The organism is Pseudovibrio flavus (genome assembly GCF_009711345.1).
Taxonomy (GTDB): domain Bacteria; phylum Pseudomonadota; class Alphaproteobacteria; order Rhizobiales; family Stappiaceae; genus Pseudovibrio; species Pseudovibrio flavus.
Window position 1 is genome coordinate 466,655 of the sequence record NZ_SMMA01000066.1, and the last position, 21,198, is coordinate 487,852.

23 protein-coding genes and 1 tRNA gene are annotated in these 21,198 nt (G+C 51.6%); 13 read left to right on the forward strand and 11 right to left on the reverse strand.

Annotation, left to right across the window (positions count from 1 at the left end; genetic code table 11):
• Positions 1-4: 4 nt before the first annotated feature.
• The gene (gene map / locus E1162_RS19055) at positions 5-844 is read right to left on the reverse strand and encodes a type I methionyl aminopeptidase (protein WP_155134889.1); all 840 of its coding nucleotides are present in this window, start codon (positions 842-844) and stop codon (positions 5-7) included.
• A 373-nt stretch (positions 845-1,217) separates the two neighbouring features.
• On the opposite strand from map, the gene E1162_RS19060 reads away from it, so the two are divergent.
• The 5 genes from E1162_RS19060 (at position 1,218) to sfsA (ending at position 7,674) form a co-directional block, all read left to right on the forward strand.
• Positions 1,218-1,302 (forward strand) — tRNA-Leu (locus E1162_RS19060).
• A gap of 292 nt (positions 1,303-1,594) precedes the next feature.
• Complete coding sequence (locus E1162_RS19065) at positions 1,595-3,292, forward strand: methyl-accepting chemotaxis protein (RefSeq protein ID WP_155134892.1); 1,698 nt, start codon at positions 1,595-1,597, stop codon at positions 3,290-3,292.
• A gap of 521 nt (positions 3,293-3,813) precedes the next feature.
• Positions 3,814-5,256, forward strand: a complete 1,443-nt coding sequence (locus tag E1162_RS19070; RefSeq protein ID WP_155134895.1) for a TrkH family potassium uptake protein — start codon at positions 3,814-3,816, stop codon at positions 5,254-5,256.
• Between the two features lie 250 nt (positions 5,257-5,506).
• Complete coding sequence (locus E1162_RS19075) at positions 5,507-6,952, forward strand: TrkH family potassium uptake protein (protein ID WP_371312023.1); 1,446 nt, start codon at positions 5,507-5,509, stop codon at positions 6,950-6,952.
• A gap of 17 nt (positions 6,953-6,969) precedes the next feature.
• A complete protein-coding gene (gene sfsA, locus E1162_RS19080) occupies positions 6,970-7,674 on the forward strand; it encodes a DNA/RNA nuclease SfsA (RefSeq protein ID WP_155134898.1) in 705 nt (234 codons plus the stop codon).
• Positions 7,675-7,741: 67 nt separating this feature from the next.
• Here sfsA and gpt read toward each other — a convergent pair whose 3' ends face one another.
• The 4 genes from gpt to E1162_RS19100 are packed head-to-tail and all read right to left on the reverse strand — an operon-like array spanning position 7,742 to position 10,513.
• Positions 7,742-8,242, reverse strand: coding sequence for a xanthine phosphoribosyltransferase (gpt, locus tag E1162_RS19085; RefSeq protein WP_155134901.1), 501 nt, complete (start codon positions 8,240-8,242; stop codon positions 7,742-7,744).
• 10 nt (positions 8,243-8,252) lie between these two features.
• Positions 8,253-9,002: a competence/damage-inducible protein A gene (locus E1162_RS19090; protein ID WP_155134904.1), complete on the reverse strand. Its 750-nt coding sequence runs from the start codon at positions 9,000-9,002 to the stop codon at positions 8,253-8,255.
• Complete coding sequence (locus tag E1162_RS19095; protein ID WP_155134907.1) at positions 8,999-10,213, reverse strand: FAD-dependent monooxygenase; 1,215 nt, start codon at positions 10,211-10,213, stop codon at positions 8,999-9,001. Before E1162_RS19095 ends, E1162_RS19090 begins: the two co-directional genes overlap by 4 nt.
• 51 nt (positions 10,214-10,264) lie before the next feature.
• Positions 10,265-10,513 carry a zinc-finger domain-containing protein gene (locus E1162_RS19100; protein ID WP_155134910.1) on the reverse strand — a complete coding sequence of 83 codons (249 nt, stop codon included), beginning with the start codon at positions 10,511-10,513 and terminating at the stop codon, positions 10,265-10,267.
• 283 nt (positions 10,514-10,796) lie between these two features.
• On the opposite strand from E1162_RS19100, the gene E1162_RS19105 reads away from it, so the two are divergent.
• The 5 genes from E1162_RS19105 to E1162_RS19125 all read left to right on the forward strand — a co-directional run bounded on the left by E1162_RS19105 (position 10,797) and on the right by E1162_RS19125 (position 13,915).
• On the forward strand, positions 10,797-11,549 hold the full coding sequence (locus E1162_RS19105; RefSeq protein ID WP_155134913.1) for an alpha/beta fold hydrolase: 753 nt from the start codon (positions 10,797-10,799) through the stop codon (positions 11,547-11,549).
• Between the two features lie 112 nt (positions 11,550-11,661).
• The gene (gene cysE / locus E1162_RS19110) at positions 11,662-12,510 is read left to right on the forward strand and encodes a serine O-acetyltransferase (protein WP_155134916.1); all 849 of its coding nucleotides are present in this window, start codon (positions 11,662-11,664) and stop codon (positions 12,508-12,510) included.
• A gap of 82 nt (positions 12,511-12,592) precedes the next feature.
• Positions 12,593-12,808 carry a DUF3126 family protein gene (locus E1162_RS19115; protein ID WP_371312024.1) on the forward strand — a complete coding sequence of 72 codons (216 nt, stop codon included), beginning with the start codon at positions 12,593-12,595 and terminating at the stop codon, positions 12,806-12,808.
• Positions 12,809-13,018: 210 nt separating this feature from the next.
• Positions 13,019-13,339: a DUF6949 family protein gene (locus E1162_RS19120; protein ID WP_155134922.1), complete on the forward strand. Its 321-nt coding sequence runs from the start codon at positions 13,019-13,021 to the stop codon at positions 13,337-13,339.
• A 48-nt stretch (positions 13,340-13,387) separates the two neighbouring features.
• Positions 13,388-13,915: a gamma carbonic anhydrase family protein gene (locus tag E1162_RS19125; protein ID WP_155134925.1), complete on the forward strand. Its 528-nt coding sequence runs from the start codon at positions 13,388-13,390 to the stop codon at positions 13,913-13,915.
• Positions 13,916-13,962: 47 nt separating this feature from the next.
• On the opposite strand, the gene E1162_RS19130 is transcribed toward E1162_RS19125, so the two are convergent.
• The 3 genes from E1162_RS19130 to E1162_RS19140 form a co-directional block, all read right to left on the reverse strand.
• A complete protein-coding gene (locus E1162_RS19130) occupies positions 13,963-14,589 on the reverse strand; it encodes a transglutaminase-like cysteine peptidase (RefSeq protein WP_155134928.1) in 627 nt (208 codons plus the stop codon).
• Positions 14,590-14,992: 403 nt separating this feature from the next.
• Positions 14,993-15,622, reverse strand: coding sequence for a PilZ domain-containing protein (locus E1162_RS19135; protein ID WP_155134931.1), 630 nt, complete (start codon positions 15,620-15,622; stop codon positions 14,993-14,995).
• Positions 15,623-15,723: 101 nt separating this feature from the next.
• A complete protein-coding gene (locus tag E1162_RS19140; protein WP_155134934.1) occupies positions 15,724-16,416 on the reverse strand; it encodes a PAS domain-containing protein in 693 nt (230 codons plus the stop codon).
• A gap of 487 nt (positions 16,417-16,903) precedes the next feature.
• On the opposite strand from E1162_RS19140, the gene E1162_RS19145 reads away from it, so the two are divergent.
• The gene (locus E1162_RS19145; RefSeq protein WP_155134937.1) at positions 16,904-17,647 is read left to right on the forward strand and encodes a rhomboid family intramembrane serine protease; all 744 of its coding nucleotides are present in this window, start codon (positions 16,904-16,906) and stop codon (positions 17,645-17,647) included.
• 128 nt (positions 17,648-17,775) lie between these two features.
• The gene (locus E1162_RS19150; RefSeq protein ID WP_155134940.1) at positions 17,776-18,207 is read left to right on the forward strand and encodes a CBS domain-containing protein; all 432 of its coding nucleotides are present in this window, start codon (positions 17,776-17,778) and stop codon (positions 18,205-18,207) included.
• 51 nt (positions 18,208-18,258) lie between these two features.
• Here E1162_RS19150 and E1162_RS19155 read toward each other — a convergent pair whose 3' ends face one another.
• The 3 genes from E1162_RS19155 to folE all read right to left on the reverse strand — a co-directional run bounded on the left by E1162_RS19155 (position 18,259) and on the right by folE (position 20,476).
• Positions 18,259-19,257, reverse strand: a complete 999-nt coding sequence (locus tag E1162_RS19155; protein ID WP_371312025.1) for a patatin-like phospholipase family protein — start codon at positions 19,255-19,257, stop codon at positions 18,259-18,261.
• Positions 19,258-19,355: 98 nt separating this feature from the next.
• Positions 19,356-19,817: a phosphoribosyl-AMP cyclohydrolase gene (gene hisI, locus E1162_RS19160; RefSeq protein WP_155134942.1), complete on the reverse strand. Its 462-nt coding sequence runs from the start codon at positions 19,815-19,817 to the stop codon at positions 19,356-19,358.
• A gap of 29 nt (positions 19,818-19,846) precedes the next feature.
• Positions 19,847-20,476: a GTP cyclohydrolase I FolE gene (folE, locus tag E1162_RS19165; RefSeq protein ID WP_155134946.1), complete on the reverse strand. Its 630-nt coding sequence runs from the start codon at positions 20,474-20,476 to the stop codon at positions 19,847-19,849.
• Positions 20,477-20,741: 265 nt separating this feature from the next.
• Between folE and E1162_RS19170 the strand changes: the two genes are divergently transcribed.
• A complete protein-coding gene (locus E1162_RS19170) occupies positions 20,742-21,194 on the forward strand; it encodes an iron-sulfur cluster assembly scaffold protein (RefSeq protein WP_155134949.1) in 453 nt (150 codons plus the stop codon).
• The last annotated feature ends 4 nt before the right edge of the window (positions 21,195-21,198 follow it).

The window sequence follows — 21,198 nt, forward strand, 5'->3', positions numbered from 1 at the left end:
ATAATCAGTTTGGCTTGTCTTCTGGATGAAGCGGGTTGAACAGACCCTTCTGGGAAAGGGTGAAGATGTCCGCACCGTTTGCTGTGATGCCGATGGAATGTTCGAACTGAGCAGACAGCGTGCGATCACGGGTTACCGCAGTCCAGCCGTCTTTTAAAACCTTCACCTCTGGACGGCCAAGGTTCACCATCGGTTCGATAGTAAAGATCATGCCCGGCTTTAGCTCAATGCCTTCGCCCGGACGGCCGTAGTGCAGAATATTCGGCATGTCGTGGAACAGGCGGCCAAGGCCGTGACCACAGAAATCACGAACGACAGAGCAGCGCTCAGCTTCCACGTAGGACTGGATTGCATAGCCAATGTCACCAGTGGTGTTACCCGGTTTCGCCGCTTCAATGCCGCGCTTGAGGGACTCGTAGGTCACTTCAATAAGCCGCTCAGCAGAGCGTTTTAGGGTGCCAACCGGGTACATTCGAGAACTGTCGCCATGCCAGCCATCAACCACAAAAGTCACATCAACGTTGACGATATCACCTTCACGAAGACGTTTTGCCTCTGGAATGCCGTGGCAAACAACGTGGTTGATAGAGGTGCATGAAGAGTGGGTGTAGCCGCGGTAATTCAAAGTGGCTGCAACAACGCCATGGTCGCGGCCAAAGCCGTATACAAAGTCATCGATTTCTTGCGTTGTAATGCCCGGTTTGATCAGCGGTACGAGGGCGTCAAGACAGGAAGATGTCAGCTGGCAGGCCTTACGCATCCCTTCAAAATCTTCAGGGGAGTAGAGCTTGATCTGGCCTGTGTTTTTTAGCGGCGCTACGCTGGCGTCAATGTATGAGACCATCTGAAACTGGTTCCTATCAGTTCTTGAGAGAAGCGCTTACCCTTGGCATCGTTGCCCTCCGGTCGAAGACTACGCCATTTTAACAATTCTGGCGCAAGCCCTGCTTCTCAGTAGGGTGGCTGCATTTTACGGTGAGCACCCTATGCGATATTTGCTGTATTGTTGCGCAGTTATAACCCGAAAATAGGGAGTGTTGACCGCAAATCTTCGTAGTTAAATAGAAAACTGGCACCTTGTGAAAAAGGGGGGCTTTGCGGCTGTGTACTCCTTAGTATTTGGTGCGTAAAGGGCCATGGGGATTTAAAGAACATATTGGACAACTGGCAGGTTGCGCTTGCAACAAAATGGAAACGCGATTACCCAGAGTGGACAAGCGGTCGTGGTGGAATTGGTATACACAGCAGACTTAAAATCTGCCGCCGATAGGCTTGCGGGTTCGAGTCCCGCCGTCCGCACCAAAATCCCAATAAATTCTGAATGCTTTTGCAGCGCGCACCCTGCGCGGGCACCCCTGCGCGTTTCTCAAACTGCACATAGCTTTCTTTGCGCGGCCAAGTGGTCTTGTGCGAGCTAAGGCCTTCGAAACGCTCAGACTTCATCTCGCTGCGGATACATATTTTCCACTCGTTCTAAAGTAGTTAGGACAATTTTAATCAAAACATTAGTTTGCGTAGATCTGCGAATGTTTGATCGCATCTCTTGGTTCTAACGTTCCTTGGTTCAACCTAGAGATGTTTTAGGGGCAAAAAAATGGCATCAAGCTTTTCCCTTCTAAAGAACATTAGAATTGTTACGAAAATTATGTTCGTTGTCATTCTTATGGGCTTTTCTGCAGCTGCAATTACCAGTGTCGCGATTTGGGAGATTAATCTCCTGACCTCCTCCAACAAGGAGGTTGGAAAATCTCAGAGTGCTGCACTGGAGGCAATGGATCTTCGTATTGATATCATTGCAATCAGCCGCATGACCTACCAGCTGGCGTACTTCCCTGAGAAAGCCGAGGCATTTGCTGACGAACGGGACCGCCGAGTCAACGAAATGCTGGGCCGTCTGCCAATTCTTCAAGCTGCTGCAGATGATGCGCAAATGAAGCAAATCGCTGATATTAGAAAAGGGCTGGACGGCTACTTCGCTAGTATCGACGATATGATTGCAACGGCAGCTGCGGATAGCAATAACCGTGACGGCATTACGGAAAAGCTCAACGCTACGCTGGAAGCCCAGAAAGGGCTGACTAAAGCCGTTAAGACCTATAGCACCTACTCTTCTGAGGAAATGGCGGGTCAGGGTACCGAGCTCACCGCTCATGCGGAAGAAATGAAGACCTATCTGGCTGGCATTGCTGCTGCGGTTATTCTTCTAGGCACTTTGCTCGGTATTTGGATTGGTCGAACAGGTATCTCCAAACCGATTACAGATATCATTGAGACGCTGAACTCGCTGGTAAAGGGTGATCACACCGTCGAAATCCATGGCACTGAGCGTAAAGACGAGGTGGGGCTTCTAGCGAAGGCTGCGCTCTTCTTTAAAGAGCAGTCCGTTGAAAATGCGCGCATGGTGAATGAGCGTGAAGCTGAAAAACTGGCTACCGAACAACGCCGTAAAGAGTTCTTGGAGAAGATGGCGACAGAGTTCGAAGGTTCTGTTGGCACGATTATCCGCTCTGTTTCCACGTCTGCATTGCAGCTTCGTGATGCTGCAAACACTATGTCTGGTTATGCCGAGCAAACCAGTCAGCAGTCCATGTCGGTGGCAGAAGCTTCAAACCTTGCCAACGAAAAGGTTCATACTGTTGCAGCCGCAACTGAGGAGCTTTCCGTTTCCATTAAGGAAATTGCCGATCAGATCGAGCGTTCCAACGACATGTCGTCTAAAGCTGCTGGGGATGCTGATGATGCAGCATTCAAGGTGCAGGGCCTGACGGTAATTGTTCAGAAGATTGGCGACATTGTAGAGCTCATCAATAACATCGCCTCGCAAACCAACCTTCTGGCACTCAACGCTACCATTGAAGCGGCACGAGCAGGGGATGCTGGTAAGGGCTTTGCTGTGGTGGCTGCGGAAGTGAAGGGTCTGGCAGATCAGACTGAAAAGGCTACCGTTGAAATTGCCAAGCAGGTGGAAGAGATCCAGCTTGCAACGCAGGACTCTGCAACGGCAATAACCAGCATTTCCGGTATGCTGCAGAACATTCACGCAATCTCCGCGTCGATCTCTGCCGCGACCGAGCAGCAGGCATCTGCCACACAGGATATCTCCAGCAACGTTGTGTTGGCTTCCAGCGGAACAGAAGAAGTGAGCTCCGCAATTAAAGGCGTTTCACATGCTGCGAAGGAGTCTAGCTCAGCTTCTCAAGATGTCTTGATGGCATCCAAGCATTTGGCGCAGCAGGCTGATAGCTTGGGCGCAGAGCTTGACCAGTTCCTTGCAAAAGTTCGAGCTGCTTAAGGGGAGCGCGTTCAACGCTGAGAAAAGGGGGCTTCGTGCTCCCTTTTTTGTTTGCAGCTTGGTGCTAAGCTGAAAGCATCACTGACTTGGACGATCTTTCAAAGATTGAATAAGTACAAAGAGATGGCGGCCAACTTTAGGCTTTATCGCGCATAGATAGAAATACTTGTGCGTGAAACTTCCAATAAACATTGGCAGTGATTGGTGCAAACAAAAGAACACGATTTCGTGCCATGACGAGTTTAGCGCTATTGCGCCAAACGGTTGCCAGAGGTCTGGCGCGAAACGCCAAACGAGAGCTGCAAGAGGCAGCTCGAATACGGAGGCACTAAGGTAGCGGTTAAGACCGCACCGGTGGTGATTACGGTTTATGCCGCAGGATGCGCAGATTTCCGATTTCTTTTTCTTGAGCCCTAAGGGATGTGGTGATAATGGAGCCACCCTCGGTCGGAAACGTTTTAGAACGAACCCTGATATAACCTTCAAAGTTAGAGATCAGTTCGTATAAGAAGGCAATTACAATGACGCTTTTGGGGCCGGTCTTTCATATTCTCGGGTTTGGCTACATGGGCGTAGCCATAATGCTGCTTGTGCCGATGGGTGTGGACCTTGTGGAGCGGAACCCGGACTGGGTATCTTTTGCTTTGTCCTCCCTCGTAGTTGGTGGTTTTGGTCTGCTGCTTTCTACAGCAACGGGTGGCTACAAGCTGCAGCAAATGTCTGCAAGACATGCATTCTTGATTACTGCTCTGTCATGGCTGACGCTGCCACTTGCTGGTTCTTTGCCATTCTTGGGCTTGGGTGTTGGTATTATTGATGCGTTTTTCGAAAGCGTGTCAGGCTTCACCACAACCGGCTCTACCATTCTCGTGGGGCTTGATAGTATGCCACCGGGCCTGCTCGTCTGGCGCTCCATGACACAGTGGATCGGCGGTGTTGGTATTATCGGTATGGCGATCTTGATGCTGCCGCAGCTTCGTGTTGGCGGTATGCAGCTCTTCCGTACTGAAAGCTCGGAGAAGGGTGAAAAGGCGTTCAGCCGTGCAACACAGCTTGGCCGCTGGATTATCGGCGTTTACAGCGTGCTGACGGTGCTTTGTGCGATCGCTTTCTGGATAAGCGGCATGTCATGGTTTGATGCGATTAACCACGCCATGACGACCCTCAGCTCTGGGGGCTTTTCTACCCACGATGCTTCCTTCGACTATTTCCAGAACCAATCGACGATCTGGGTCGGTATCATCTTTATGATCTTCTCTGGTCTTCCGTTTGTTCTGCTTATTGAAGGTGCGCGTGGCAACGTTAGTGCTCTGTTTAGAGACCCTCAGGTGCGCGTGTTTTTGGGGCTATTGCTTGTTTGCAGCATCGGCATTGCGTTCTATCTGGGCCACAACAACGAATACACCATTGGAACGGCCTTCGCAGAATCTGCGTTTGTTGTAACGTCCATCGTGACAACAACAGGCTTTGGCCTTGGTGACTACACCGCGTGGGGCGCACCTATGGTCGGCATTATCTTTGTTCTGACCTTCTGCGGCGCATGTACCGGCTCTACCACAGGCGGTATCAAAACCTTTCGCTTTATCGTGTTCTTTGCAAGCGTGAGTGCCCACCTTAAGCGCATGATCCGGCCTGATCGCGTGGTCTCACTCCATTATGGCGATTCCAAAATTACGCCTGATCTTGGGTTCTCGGTTTTGGCGTTTCTGGTGGCCTACCTTGCGGTAACAGGGCTTGTAACTGTTATTCTGACCAGTATGGGCCTTGATCTTGTTACTGCGGTTAGCTCTGCGGCAACAGCGCTTGGCAACGTTGGACCGGGCCTTGGTGATCAAGTTGGCCCTGTGGGAACCTTTGCAGAAATCCCTGAGGCTGCAAAATTGGTCCTCGCCTTTTCTATGTTGTTGGGCCGACTAGAGATTTTTACGGTTCTTATTCTTCTTGAACCGGAATTCTGGAGTTGATCTAGCCTAGAATTTCATCTGTTGAACGGCAAGTTTTTTGCAGACTAACGCGGCGCAGCAAACGAAAAACGGCAAATTCATGGGATACTATTGTTTGTACCCCATGAATTGCTGTGGAGAGCCACTCTAAAACATCAGTTCTATTGTTTGAGTATCTTGCGGAGAATTCCTGCCGCAGCAATATTTTTACAGCTTTTCTGGGGAGCTATGCAGAAAAGCCAATTGCTATCGGGAATAGAGTATTCAAACAGTGATTTCATTCCGACCTGTACTAAGCGTTTTGGGGTATCTCTACGTGGGGCTGGCAGCAGCCATGCTGATACCTGCAATCGTTGACGTTGCCGCACGCAATGCTGACTGGCAGGCGTTTGTTTTCTCTTCCCTTATCGTTGGCTTGGTCGGGCTCTTGCTATCGGTTGCGATGGGTAGTGCGTTGACGGAGGGGCTGGATACGCGCCAGACCTTTTTGCTGACCACACTTGCGTGGATATCGCTTCCTGCATTTGGTGCGCTACCGTTTCTATGGCTCGGCATTGCCTACGTTGATGCGGTCTTCGAGGCGGTTTCGGGCTTCACCACAACGGGCTCTACTGTTCTATCCGGTCTTGATTCTTTGCCACCAGGGCTTCTCGTCTGGCGTTCGCTCATGCAGTGGATGGGCGGTATTGGTATCGTGGTTATGGCAATCGTATTGCTGCCGTTCCTGAAGATTGGCGGTATGCAGCTATTCCAGACCGAAAGCTCGGACCAGAGCGAGAAGATCGTTAGCCGCTCTATTGAACTAATCCGTCTGATTAGTCTGACCTATTTCTTCTTCACCTGTCTTTGCCTTCTTGCCTATTGGGCGTCTGGCATGTCCATGTTCGACGCGTTTAACCACGCGCTGACGACAATCGCGACAGGTGGCTATTCTACCCACGATGCGTCCTTCGGCTTTTTCACCAATCCGCTTACCGGCTGGATCGCTGTTGTATTTATGATCATCGGCTCCTTGCCGTTTGTTCTGATTATTCAGGGTTTGCGTGGTCAGCCGCTGCTATTGTGGCGGGACCCTCAGGTTCGTTCGTTCCTCGGATTTTTGGGCATTGTATCGCTCGCTCTGACTTTCTATCTCGGAATTTCAGGCCAAGCCGAGTTTGGTGATGCGCTGCTTCAGGCAACTTTTAACGTTGTGTCTGTGGTGACGGGTACCGGCTATGCGATGGGCGATTACACCAACTGGGGTGCACCGGTTATCGGCCTTGCGCTTTTGCTAAAGTTCGTTGGCGGCTGCACAGGTTCCACGACTGGCGGTATCAAGATCTTCCGCTTCCTCGTATTCTTCGGAACTGTAAAAGCGCACATGCGCCGCATGGTTCGTCCGAACCGCGTTATCTCTGTGAGCTACGGCAGTACACGCCTTACACCAGAACTGACGTTTTCGGTTCTAGCGTTCCTTGTTGTGTATCTGGGCTCTGTTGGCCTTCTCACTCTTATTCTCTCCGCCTTCCACCTTGATCTTGTGACAGCCGTTTCTGCTGCTGCGACCTCCGTTGGTAACGTTGGGCCGGGGCTTGGTACCGTAATTGGTCCATCTGGCACTTTCGGTCCGCTTCCTGACGAGGTTAAGTGGATTTTGAGCGCTGCGATGTTGATGGGCCGCCTTGAGCTGTTTACGGTTCTCATCCTGCTGGATCCTGATTTCTGGTCCCGCTGATACCAAAAAGAGGTTCCATGGAGTTCGAAGCACCGCTCGTCAAAGGGCGTCTTATCAAGCGCTACAAACGATTTCTTGCGGATGTCGAGCTGGAAGGGAGCGGTGAAGTCATCACTGCGCACTGCGCCAACTCCGGTTCCATGATGGGGCTTACGGGAGAGGGGATTGCCGTCTGGCTTTCCAATTCCAATAACCCGAAACGTAAGCTGGCCTATTCTTGGGAGTTGCTGCAGGTGGACGGTGCCATGGTCGGCATCAACACCTCTCGTCCTAACGGCTTGGTGGAAGAAGCTCTTAAAGCTGGCGCAATTCCTGAACTGTCAGGCTTTGAAAACCTGCGCCGCGAGGTGAAGTACGGCACCAATTCCCGCATTGATATTCTGCTCGAAGGGCTTGAGGGCAAGCGCGTCTATGTGGAAGTGAAGAACGTTACGCTTTCGCGCGAGGCTGGTCTTGCCGAGTTTCCTGACGCTGTAACAGCTCGCGGTGCCAAGCATCTTGATGAGATGGGCAAGGTCGTCGAAGAGGGTGACCGCGCTGCGATGGTCTACCTCATTCAGCGTGATGACTGTGACAGGTTATCTCTAGCCAGCGATATCGACCCTAAATACGCCAAGTGCTTTGAAGAGGCGCGTGCAAAGGGCGTGGAGGTTTACGCTCTGTGCTGCAAGATCACGCCGGAGCGGATCGAGGTTACCGGTCAAGCCCGCGTCGAAATCTAGGCAATCTCGTATTTCTGCGGTTCCAAATAAAAAAGGCGCTCAAATGAGCGCCTTTTCTTATTGCTGATTAGCCAGCAGAGTCTTTGGTGATTGGCGGCTGGAACTGCCAACCCATATCCCATGGGAAGTATACCCAAGTGTCCTGAGAAAGCTCGGTCACGATGGTATCAGCCATTTCGCGGCCCTGTGGCTTTGCATAGACGGTTGCAAGGTGTGCTTTTGGAAGCATTTCACGAACAACCTTAGCGGTCTTTCCGGTGTCTACGAGGTCGTCAATGATGAGAACGCCTTCGCCGTCGTTACCGATGACTTTCGGGTCGATTGGCTTGATAACCTTCAGCTCGCCCTGATCGTCGTAGTCGTGATAGGAAGCGATGCAAACAGTTTCGATGGTTCTCACGCCCAGTTCGCGGGCGATGATGCCTGCAGGTACAAGGCCGCCACGGGTAATGCAAACGATTGCTTTGAATTCGCCTTTGTCCGCAAGGCGCCATGCCAACGCGCGGCAATCACGGTGAAACTGGTCCCAAGATACAGGGAACGCTTTTGACTGCTGGTCGTTCTCCATAGTCCGTCCTTCAAGAGTTTTCTTTTACAGCGGCGGCTACTGCCGCCTCAATTTCTTCAATTGCCGACCGCACTACACCAGAATCCCTGCCACGTACAACAATTTGTGTCGAAAAAATTCCATCTACGTTCTGCGGGTAGGAGCCAATCATGGTCTGCGGGTAGGCTTCCTGTATCTCTCCAAGGCGCATTGCTATGCGGCTTTCCGGCAGTGGAACCGGAATAGTTTGGGAGATAATCTTGCGCCCACCTTTCAAGGTTGGAGCGATCTCGTCCATCATGGCCTGCATGATTTTTGGTACGCCAGCCATGACGTGAACGTTGCCGATCTTAAAGCCCGGAGCAACCGAAACGGGGTTGTTAATGAGGTCTGCTCCATCTGGAATACGGGCCATACGCTGACGGGCCTGGGTAAACTCACCAACCGGATAGTGTGCTTCAAGCAGCGCCATTGCGCGTGGGTCTTTATCGATGCCGACACCAAAAGCCTTTGCGATACTGTCAGCGGTAATATCATCGTGGGTTGGGCCAATACCGCCAGAGGTAAACACATAGGTGTAGCGGGCTCGAAGCGCGTTGACTGCTTCTGCAATGCAGTCCTCATCATCGGAAACAACGCGTACTTCTTTTAGGTCGATGCCCAGCTCGGTCAAAAACTCGGCAATGAAGCCAATGTTCTTGTCTTTGGTGCGTCCAGATAGAATTTCGTCGCCAATAACAACAAAGCCAGCCGTTACCACGTCCTGCGCTTCACCACTCATTTGTTTTCCCCGTTGTGTGCGCAGGTCCTTGCTTTGGTCTGCGGCTTCCATTCATAAATCCAGTCGAACCCTGCAAGGAGCTTGTCGGCGGGCATGTTTTTTAAAACCATGTCTCGCGCCAAGCTGGCAGGCATTCGCTGGTGATAGATTTTCTCGTTTCGAAGTGCAGTCTGCGCGACCTTGTTAACCCGTGGCTGGCGCTCAGTCTGGTAGGCGATTAAGGCATCTGGCTCTGGTCCGAGTTCTTGGATATGAGAGGCAAGAACAGCCGCGTCCTCAATGCCCATTGCAGCGCCTTGCGCCATAAATGGCAGCATTGCGTGGGCGGCATCGCCAACCAATGCCACACGTCCTTTTACCAGAGGCTCGCCCGGTATCACGCCGCAAAGCGCCCAACGGGTCCAGTTCGTGGCTTTGTTGACCAAGCTGCGGACGTCATCTGGCCACGCCTTCAAGACCTCAAGAACCTGAGCCCTGTCTGCCGGGTGAGACCAGTCTTTCGCTGTCCAGTTCTCTACTGTCAGCACGACGATATTGAGCGCTTTTCCGTTTTGGACAGGGTAGTGAACGACATGGGCCTTATCACCCAGCCAAAGGCCAGTGTTCACGAGGTACTTTTTGCCCAATCCCTTGGCCGGAATTGTTGCTCTGTAGGCAACACGGCCAGAGTGAACTGCCGGCGAGAGGTCTAAAACGTTTGTGCGAATAGAAGACCAGACGCCATCAGCTCCAATAAGCAGGCTGTATGCGCCTTTTTCCTCTTCCTCTGTTCCGAGCTTTATAAAGAGCTCACTGTCGGTCTCGCGGATGTTTTCAACGCTGGAGCCCAACGCCAGAGTAATGGACGGATTTTCTTCGGCAGCTTCCCTAAGAACCGACTGAAGGTCAGCACGATGGATGACAAGGTAAGGGGCGTCGTAGCGCTGCCGAGCCGCTTCTCCCAAAGGGATTGTTGTGAGGGGCTTACCTGAGCGGCCAGACATCATCATGATGCCTTCCGGCTTGGTCGCTACTTCCTCAAGTTTTCCCAACAGGCCGATTTCTGCAAGGCAATGGCAGGCGTTTGGAGAAAGCTGAAGGCCCGCTCCAACTTCAGACAGGACCGGCGATGCTTCGAAAATATCGACGGAAAAACCCTGTTTTGCCAGAAAGAGTGCGGAGGTGAGACCGGCAATGCCACCTCCGGCAATGGCGATTCTATTCTTTTTCATATTTATGCGCAGACCTTAGACAAAAGCTTTCAAGTGTCTCCAGCCTGATGTCTAAAGGGCTTCTTGCGGGTCCCACTGGCAACCGGCTGGCTCCGAACTGCCTGCATCCAGTTCATTGTTATATTTGTAGAGCGTTGAGCAATATGGGCAAATGATTTCGTCATCTGCGCCCATATCAAGAAATACGTGCGGATGATCAAAAGGAGGCTTTGCGCCGATACACATAAATTCTTTTGCGCCAATGCTAATGGAATTATAGCCGTTGGAGTTTTGGAAATGCGGTGTCTTTGCGTGGGCCATGTGCTTACGCTCTCCCCTTTGAATGCAAAAAGCTATCAGTAATCATCTGGCAGTCCCAGTTTGGTACTTGCCCCTTGAACGGAAAGCAAGCGGGTTCCACTGTTGGCCGATGTTCCTATGGTTTTGGTTGTTCTTTCGTTCAGATGCAATGGAAAATACGTGATTTCTGGTGCAAATAGGCTTCACTGTGCTTTAGACAGGGGAAAGGGTGCTTCCATCCATTAAACGGGAACACTATTGTCACGCCAGTTTTTGCGATCACCAGCCAGAGAGACAAGACCCCATGCCAAGCTTTAATAATAACGGCAATGAATTTGCTTTTCTTGACGAGGGTGATGGTGACCCGATCGTGCTTGTGCACGGCTTTGCCTCTAACAAGTTTGTAAACTGGGTCTATCCGGGCTGGGTTGATCTGCTTTTAAAAGATGGCCGCCGTGTAATTGCCATAGACAACCGTGGCCATGGTGAGAGCCATAAGTTCTATTCTCCAGAGGATTACGGTGCGCCTGTAATGGCAGGTGATGTGCTTGCGCTTTTGGACCATCTTGATATCAAACAGGCTGACTTCATGGGCTATTCTATGGGTACCCGCATCTCGGCTTTTTGTGCTCTTGCTCAGCCGGAACGCGTTCGCTCCCTTATTTTTGGCGGTATGGGTTACGGCCTCATTTCCGGTGTTGGCAATCCGGAGCCAATCATCAACGGGCTGCTGGCCGATAATATCCGTGATATCGAAGACCGCACTGGCCGTGCCTTCCGCGCCTTTGCAGAGCAAACAAAGTCTGACCGTAAAGCGCTTGCCGCCTGTATGCAGTCAGCCAGAAAACCGATCTCTGAAGCCGATATTGCACAGATTACCGCGCCTACACTTATTGCTGTTGGCACAAAAGATGATGTAGCAGGGGACCCGCAGCGACTTGCCGATCTTATGCAGAATGCGCAGGTGCTCGATATTCCAAACCGTGATCATATGGTTGCGGTTGGAGACAAGGTTTTCAAGCAGGGCGTTCTGGAATTTCTTTCCGAACTCGGCTGATCACAATTTCGATAGATTCGAAAGATTATGGCACGCGGGGTTGGTTTAACTTCGCGACCTGCCTATGTTATTAGGCATGGAAATGCCAGAACCCGTTACGGGAGATAGATGAATGTCTCAGGCACCAAGCTATGCCGGTAAAACGGTTGCTATGCATGATCCAGTTTGGTTGCGCGTGCGCAGCGAAGCAGAAGAAATGGCACGGAACGAGCCTGCGTTGGCTTCGTTCGTTTACGAAACCGTTTTGAACCACCCTTCGCTTGAGCAGGCGATTGTTCACCGTATTGCGGACCGTTTGGCCCATACTGTGGTTTCTGCCCATCTCATCCGCCAAACCTACATGGAAGCGCTTTCTGACGACGAGAATATCGCCAAGGCGTTTCGCGTCGACATTTCTGCTGTGCAGGACCGAGATCCGGCTTGCGAGCGTTTCCTTGAGCCTCTCCTTTATTTCAAAGGCTTTCACGCACTGCAGACCCATCGCCTAGCGAACTGGCTGTTCAAGCAGGGCCGCAAGGACTTTGCTTTCTACCTGCAAAGCAGAAGCTCTGAGGTGTTTCAGGTTGATATTCACCCTGCGGTTCCAGTGGGCATGGGTATCTTCTTTGACCACGGTACGGGCATTGTTATTGGCGGTACCGCAGTGGTTGAAGATGATGTGTCTATTTTGCAGGGCGTAACCCTTGGCGGTACGGGCAAAGCGGGCGGTGATCGTCATCCAAAAATCAGACGCGGCGTCCTTGTTGGCGCCGGTGCAAAGGTTCTGGGCAACATCGAAATAGGACAATGTTCCCGTGTTGCTGCGGGCTCTGTTGTGCTTAAATCGGTAGAACCGTGCTCCACGGTAGCAGGGGTACCTGCAAGGGTTGTTGGAAGTGCGGGCTGCGACCAACCTTCAAGGGCCATGGATCAAATGCTTGGGCAGGGTCAAGAGTTTTCCGACAAAAACAAACAAGGATAAGCTTGTTTGTGGGGGTTGGCAGCGGCCTCGATTTGTATAGGTTCACCTGCGATTAATCCGACTGAAAACAAAGGAGACGGCTGTGAAGCCTGACGAAATTAAGAAAGTGGAGTCTTACCTTCAGAAGACATTCAAGGCTCCTGGAATCAGCGTTCGTGCGCGTCCTCGCAAAGACGATTCCGCAGAAGTTTACATGGATGATGAATTTCTGGGTATCTTGTTCCGCGATGAAGACGAAGGTGAACTCAGCTGGAACTTCTCCATGGCGATCCTCGATATTGACGTGGAAGATCTCTAAGCTTGGGTACAGTCTCCTTGCATGATGAAGGGCCTCTCGGGGCCCTTTTTTCATGGCCAAACGTCGAGGTGTCTCTCTATAGGACACCTTGTTTCAGTTCGGGACCAGTTGTGTCCCGCATGACGCGAAACTCCTAGGAAATGCCAAGGTTTTTCTGAGGTGTTTTTTTGGCCCGCGATTTGCTGTTGGATGGCAAAGTAGGGGGCACTTATGTTTCAAGAATTATTGTTAGCGGCGTATCTTGGATCAGCCGGTTTTGTTTTTGCTGGCATCGTCGGTAGTTTCTTTCAGTTGGTGACTGGCTTGCCATTGACCTTCAAAACGGAACTCAATTCCTTCATCGCTACCTTTGCCCGCTTCTTCCTCTATATCTTTGCAGGCCCGTTCATTGTCAGCCGTTTGGTTATGGCGGGACGAAGCGAGAATTCCCTGACCATTGCTGGCGGTGTGATTGCTTCTAGCCTTGTTATGCTCTGGAGCGTTTCCTCAGGTCTCGTCGTGGTGCACATTGCGCTGTCACTTCCCTTCTGAGTTGAAGCAGGCTATGTCCTGCTTTGAGTTTTTGAGGAGAAGCTTTTTATGACGCTCTACCGTTTGGGGGATAAAGCCCCGTGCCTTCCTGAAAGCGGGAACTGTTTCATCGCTCCCAATGCCAGTGTGATTGGCGATATCTTGATCGAAGAAGACGCAAGCGTCTGGTTCGGTGCCGTTCTGCGCGGTGATAACGAGCGCATTACAGTTGGGCGCCGTTCCAATATTCAAGACGGATGCGTTCTTCACACTGATATGGGCTTTCCTTTAGAGATCGGTGAGGATGTAACCGTGGGCCATCAGGCCATCTTGCATGGCTGTAAGGTTGCCAGTGGAACGTTGGTGGGAATGGGCGCAACCATTCTCAATGGCGCAGAGATCGGCTCTAACTGCATTATCGGTGCGAATGCCTTGGTACCTGAAGGCAAAAAAATTCCCGACAACTCCCTAGTGGTTGGAGTGCCGGGTCAGGTTGTTCGCCAGTTGGATGAGGCAACCGCGAAGAAGTTGAAGGCTTCTGCTGATGGCTATGTCAACAACGGCCGCCGTTATCGTGAAGGGCTTGTTGAACTGTAAGGCAATAACGGCGTTCGTGGATATTGGTTCGCGGGCGCTAGCCCTGCCTAGTTGGAAATACTCGCAACTGTGGTGACGCGGCGGTCAGAGATTGCAGTCCAAGCGGCTGCATGTCTGCTGGATTGGCGCTTCACAAACCGGTAGGGCGTAGAATACCAAGGAAGAATAACGCTCATCTGGTTGTCGAGAATGAGATCACCCTGATCCGTGCGCACGCTAAGAACTGCATGGCCGGCGTTATTGGTGTCTTTTACCACGGTAATAAGAAGCGCACTTGCCGGCCAGCCGCGTGAGATCAAAACGCGCTGTTTTTCGAGAACATACTCCTCGCAATCACCTGCGCCTTGAGTTGGGTAGGTCCAATACTCCGCCATGCCGAAGAGGTCGTCATCAGTCATCGGCTGAACGCGAGCATTCACGTCTGCATTGACCTGCAATAGCTCATTCCAGCGCTCTTGCGTGAGTTTGACGACAAGCGGTGTGTTCGTTCCATAGTTACAGCTTTGGGGATTGCTCGCGCAGAATGAGACGTGGCCCATTGGTGCCGCGGTTTCCCCCAGTACAGGCATAAACGGACCTAATGTTTGGTCTGCCTGCGAAATACCCGTGAATGCGAGTAGTGATAAAGTAAAACTACCTATTACGGATAAAAATGTTTTCTTCATAGTAGCCATAACGCCCTCCAACTACCTTGAGGGTCACTATGACTCTATGGATTTTCTTTCCGTATAAAGTCAACTGGTTGTTTTTACTTATATTTTAGATGTATTTGAAGTAAGTTTTATTTTAATTTGAAATACATTTGATGTGAGTTTGAATAAAATTTTATGCAAATTTTCAAGCTACCGAACGCACTCAAGGATTTAGGCGCGCAGCAGTTCATTGCACGAGTGATTTTCGGGGTTTTAGGCGGCACGAGGCATCGCGGGGAGCGAGAATGCTCCGCGAATTTTATTGGTGTAAATGCCTATTAATTTCTGCAGGTAACGCGATCTGGGCGCGTAGAGACGGGCATGACGGCTTTTTAGCCGTCAATTTTAACTGGTAGGTCTCGGGATTTCGAGAATCAAAAAGCGATCAGGATTCGCCTTGAGTGATGTGCTGTTCCAATACGGAGCGGTTCTGTACGACGGCAAATTCCACTGCGATACCATCTTCTGTATGGCGGATCACGCGGGCGCGCATCTTGCCGATAGCAATGGATAGACCGAGGGCAGGGCGTACGTCTGTCTTAAGCGCTGCACCAGACAGTGACACGTCGATGATCTTGCACTTGTATTCGCGCTTGTCGTCGAGGGTGATGGTCGTGAATGGGTTTTGCGGAACGAAGCGCTCGTGACGACGGTCTTCCGGAAGGTTCAGTCTGTCTCTGTTCGCCAGCCATGTGAGTATGGAGGCGAGCTTGTCGCGCTTTCTAGCGGTGGCCCGAATGTCGATTGCGAAGCCGCCGTCGATATGGCGTGCAATGGAACCTTCAATACGGCCAACGTGATCGATATAGGCAATCACCCGTTCGCCGATGGTGCCGGTGACTGGCGCAATGAGTGCCGCGCCACCGGGAGACATATTGATGATCTGGCATGGATACTCACGCCGATCTTCCAGCATGAAGCGCCCAAGAACGTTTACATCAACACGCGAGAACCGGCGTTTATCCGGTTCTCGTTCAGCTATTTTTTTTAAGAGGGCAGCGTGACGGCTCGCCATATAAACCTGTCCGACTCGTTGGTAACCTGCAGAAACCTGTTTGGTTAGCAAACGGTAGGTAGACAAGGTTAATATATGGTAATTTTACCTAAGGAGATATTTCAGCTTCTGCCACCTTGAATAATTCTCAGGTGTGGAGCCCGCGCTACGACTGACGCTCCCTGAGGTAAAGGTGGCAGTTTTGGCTTTAGAAGCGAGCTACCAAGTTGCGGCTGCGAACGCAGTGGACGACGGGCTGACTGCGATTGCGGGCGGCCGATATGGTACACTTCCAGCGGCTCATCCTTATACATAATGTCTTCGTCAGGCCAGATGAGTCGAAGTCCGGTAATGCTCTGGGAGACGATCGGGTGCACGCCCAGCCAGTAAGGACGCTGCATAGGTACTGCGCATCCAAGAATACGGGTACAACCTTCACCGCGCACTTTTACAGGCAGAAGAAGCATCTCCATGTCTAGCGTGTGACCTTGGTCGTTCCGGCATGTAATGCCCACCACAGAGGCGGCCGCGTCTTGCGTGACAGTTGCCAGCATCGAGAGCATCGCCTCACGGTCTTGATGAGACCACGGACTTAGGAAATCCCTGCCTTTTAGCTCTCTACAGTGAATCGAACAGAGCCGTGTTCCTGCCAGCCGATAGCGAAAATTGGCAGGCTGGCGAACTTCCAGAATGAAAGTATCCCCAAGAACCGTCTTAATCGCCGAGGGCTGAATATCGCCTCGTTCGGGAGCGGATCGCGTTGCGCGGATCTCATCCCAATATTCAAAAAGAGTACGCGTGGCTCCGTGCTTCATTGCTTTACCCTCTACCCCCTCTGGTAGTTAACCGCTCCTTGGCGGACCATCCAGAAGGCAGTGTCCCGTTTAAGGACAATCTTAACTATCCGCCTGTCTACAGGGGTTACTACGCAGTTCGCGTGCCAGTTTACGCATGGGATGCGGGAATTAACGTATTATTAAGGTTAATAAATCGTAACGGTTGTAGATTCAATTTTATTCGAGCACATTGAATTTACTTCAACTGCCCGAATTGATTTGGGACACCTTTTTGAGTTTGATCGTCAAAATTCAATGTCATAATTGAATGGATAAGGGGAGGCGATCATTTCTACGGCCGCTCGTGAGCGCTTTAACAGCAGCTTCGAGCGGCCTTTCTTTTTTCACAATACAATTTTAAAGGGTGTGATACCTTTTCAGCGAGATCGTTTAACTTGAGGTTTTTTGGCTTTTGGCTTAGGCGATTTGTTCCATCCCAGAACTCAAGTGCACCAAGGCGTCCAGAATGTACCAGAACGAGACACCAAAAAGTGAGCCTGTCTTTAACTTGCCTACGGTGATCGTAGCGCTTGGTCTTATTCTCGTTGCTGTTCATTTGGTACGCACGTATCTGCTGACCATGCAGCAGGACTTTTTGGGGCTGCTGTTGTTTGCTTTTTGGCCGGTTCGCTATGTGGAGCATGAGATTGTCTCTATGGCATGGCCGGGCGGGGACATCACCAAGATCAGCAGCTTTCTGAGCTACTGCTTCCTGCACGGTGGCTTTAACCACCTGTTCTTCAATGTCATTTGGATGGCGGCCTTTGGTACAGCGCTGGCCCGTCGTTTTGGTACTGCGCGCTTTCTCATCTTCTCGGCAATTTGTGGCGTTGCTGGTGCAGCTGCCCACCTTGCGGCGTATTGGGGCGACAGCGCCCCTCTTATTGGCGCGTCTGCTGCGATTTCAGGCCAGATGTCAGGCTCTATCCGCTTCGTATTCGAAATGGGTGGCCCGCTTGGTGCATTTAGAAGCGGTAGTCCGCATGCCTACAATGTTCCGGCCAGCCCATTGGTGGAATCTTTCTCCAATCCGCAGGTTCTAGGTTTTGTCGCTGTTTGGTTCGGCATCAACCTGCTGTTTGGCCTGTGGTCCGCGCCGCTTGCGGGTGAGGGTGCCAACATCGCTTGGCAAGCCCACGTTGGCGGCTTTGTAGCAGGCCTCATTCTTTTCCGCTTCTTTGATCCGGTGAAGCGTTACCACCCGCAATAAGCTGCTTGTTTGCAACGTTTTCGCTCTATTTCATCTCTCGGGTTTGCAAGCTCAGTATTTTTCGTCATCATAGCGAGATCAAAAATTCACAGCGACAGCTTGTTTTGCTGAAAACTGGGAGGAATGTGATGACGGTTTCTGCGGTGCTTGGTGCCAAGGGGCGAGACGTTTTGACAAAGCCGGCTACAGAGCGCGTTGGCGACATTTGTAGCGAGCTTACAGAGCGGAAAATTGGTGCGATTGTAATCTGCGACAGCCCGGGTGTTATTGCCGGTATCGTTTCTGAGCGTGATATTGTTCGGGCAGTAGCAACGTCTGGCGCCTCTGTGCTTGAGCAGGAGGTCTCCACCATCATGACCAAGGAGGTCGTGACCTGCACTGAAGGGGAAACCATTACCGCAGTAATGGCGAAGATGACACAAGGCCGCTTCCGTCACATGCCTGTTGTTAAGGATGGAAAGCTGGAAGGCATTATCTCCATCGGCGACGTGGTTAAGCACCGTATTGCTGAAGTCGAGCATGAAGCCGAGTTGCTTAAAGCCTACATTCACGCAAGCTAACGCATTTTCTGGCAGGCTTTTTTGCGGCCTGCCAGCTCTTCTCTTTCATCGTTACGTCGGCAGGCTGTCTATATGCAGCTGGATATCGTCAATCGCCTTGATTGCTGACTGGTAGCCGATTTCAATTGCTTCCTCAGCGCGGTGAAAATCAAACAATCCCAAATGACCGAGCCTCAAAGACAGGATGCTGTCTGGCGGATCGCCTGCCAGGCGTGAGCGGCCGATACGGTCTTGGATGATGTTGTAGCTTTCCATCATCACGCCGGAAATACCCGGAAGGCTGCCTGACTTGCGGCCAAAGAACTGGCGTCTCAAAATACGGCTTACCGGACCACCGAATGTGGCATCTAGTTTGTTTTCCAAATCAGGAAGCATGTCCGGCGGGGCAGGTGGTAGTTCATGAACCACCGTGGTTCCTCTGCCGAAATTGTCCGAGTTCAGGTTCACCGCGAGAACTATGCGTGCTCCAAGGGCTCTACAAACAGAGACGGGTATAGGGTTTACCAGTGCCCCATCAACCAGCCAGCGGCCGCCTAGGCGCACGGGCTCGAATACGCCGGGCAGTGCGTAGGAACAGCGCAGAGCGTGGGAGAGTGAACCCGATTTGATCCAGATTTCATGACCGGTGCCAAGCTCAGTAGAGACGGCTGCGAAGGGGCGACTGAGTTGTTCAATCTGGGTGTCGCCTAAATGGCGAATGAGCAGGTCGGAGAGCTTTCTACCTGTAATCAAGCCTGAGCCGCCGAACGAAAAGTCCATCAACCCGAATATCTTGCGCTTCGATAGGCCGGTGGCAAAGTCTGCCAAGTCATCCAGTTTGTCTGCGAGGTAACAGCCGCCGACAACAGCGCCGATTGAGGTGCCGCATACAATATCCGGTTCGATACCGCTTTCTGAAAGAGCCCTGAGAACGCCAATATGCGCCCAGCCACGCGCAGCACCGCCCCCTAGAGCCACGCCAAATGTGGGCTTGAAGTTTTGGGGCGGCTCTTCCTCTTCGGGAGTTTGGCTTTGTTTACCTGATGGCCAGAGCGGTATGTTTGCAAGCACAGAAGATGTCCTGTTTCTTGGTCATGGGGCTCCTCTATATTAGACGCCTTAAAGACCAAAAAAAACCTAAACAAGCTTCTTCGTGTACCGCGAAAACTCTAGGACGTTTTACCGTAGACTTCTGCAGGGTCGTAGACAGGTGCGTCTTCGGCGAAAGTCAAAGTGATGGAACCGTCTTCGTTTTTCTCAATTTTTCTATAAAAACAAGAGCGATAGCCCACGTGGCAGGTTGCGCCGTTACCTTCAACGCTCACACGTAGCCAAATAGCATCCTGATCGCAGTCAGTGCGGATTTCGCGCACTTTCTGCACCTGACCAGAAGTGCCACCTTTCTTCCAGTATTCCTGACGCGAACGGCTCCAATACCATGCTTCGCCGCTTTCAATGGTGCGAAGCAGGCTCTCTTCGTTCATGTAACCAACCATTAGCAGCTCACCGCTGTCATAGTCGCTGACAGCGGCCGCGATCAGGCCGTTACTATCGAATTTCGGGGCAAGGCCAGAGCCGAGCTCGATTGCTTTTTTGTCCGAACGCTCGGCAAACTGGGTATTGGTAGACATTTGAAATCAATAACTGCAGAGAAAATCGTTTAGGCGCGAACAAGGGTCATAAAGCGAGCCTGCTCGGCCGGATCTTTAAATACGCCGGTGAAGCGGTTTGTGATGGTGCTCACGCCGGTTTTCTGGATACCGCGCATCGCCATGCACATATGCTCGGCCTCAATCATCAACGCCACGCCTTTTGGTGCAAGCACTTCTGTGATTGTGTCGATGACCTGCGCCGTCATGTTTTCCTGCGTCTGTAAACGCTTTGCGTAGATATCGACAACACGCGCAAGCTTAGAAAGGCCAACCACTTTACCGTCCGGATAGTAGGCAATATGAGCCTTACCAGTGAACGGCAGAACGTGATGTTCACAGAAGGAAGTGAAGGCGATATCGCGAAGTAGAACGATATCATCGTAGCCGCCGACCTCTTCAAAGGTCCGCTCTAGATGTTCGCGCGGGTCTTCACGATAGCCGGAGAAGAGATCTTCAAACGCCTTGACCATTCGCTTCGGCGTTTCAACCAGACCCTCTCTTTCAATATCGTCACCCGTCCACATAACCAGTGTGCGGGCTGCCGCTTCAGCTTCCTCGCGCGTCGGGCGTTGAGTAGACTGCTGGTCCAACGAAGTCTGGGGCGTTGAGTCACCAATTGTTCTGAGGACTGCGTCCATATTTAAAAACTCCAACAAAACGCGGCCAAGCCTTATTGGCTCTGATTATTTCATTATAGTGCGGCAGGTTACAACCCGGTTACCGCCAGATACCCACTTTTGGGGGGCTGATGGTTTACGAAGCACCGATCAAGCGGGATCAGGGCTTTGCGGGTATGAACGCTTGTTATGGAGCCATGGTTGGCTTACATAAACTCTATCACTGGGAGCTATATATGGTAGTTCCCCGGCAGAATAAAGGCCCTTCCCGTAACAAGAGGGATCAATGTTAGACGATATTTACAACACCAAGATACTGGAATACGCCGGAAATATTCCCCATCTTGGGCATCTGGAAAAACCGCAGGCCAGTGCTAAGGCTCATTCGCGCCTTTGTGGTTCTACCGTCAGCGTTGATGTTGTTTTGAATGAGGGAAAGGTTGCAGAATTTGCGCAGGATGTGAAAGCTTGTGCGCTTGGGCAGGCCTCCGCTTCCATTCTTGGCCGCTCTGTAATCGGTGCTAGCATCGATGAGTTGGAACTGGCGCAGTCTCAGCTTAAATCAATGCTGAAAGACAATGGCCCAGTGCCAACGGGGCGCTTTGCCGATCTGGCATTTTTAGAGCCAGTGCGTGACTACAAAGCCCGCCATGCATCCACCATGCTTGCATTTGATGCCGTTGTAGATGCCATTAGTCAGATTTCAGCGTCCCAAGATCGCGGCGAGCTTGTTGAATAAAGCC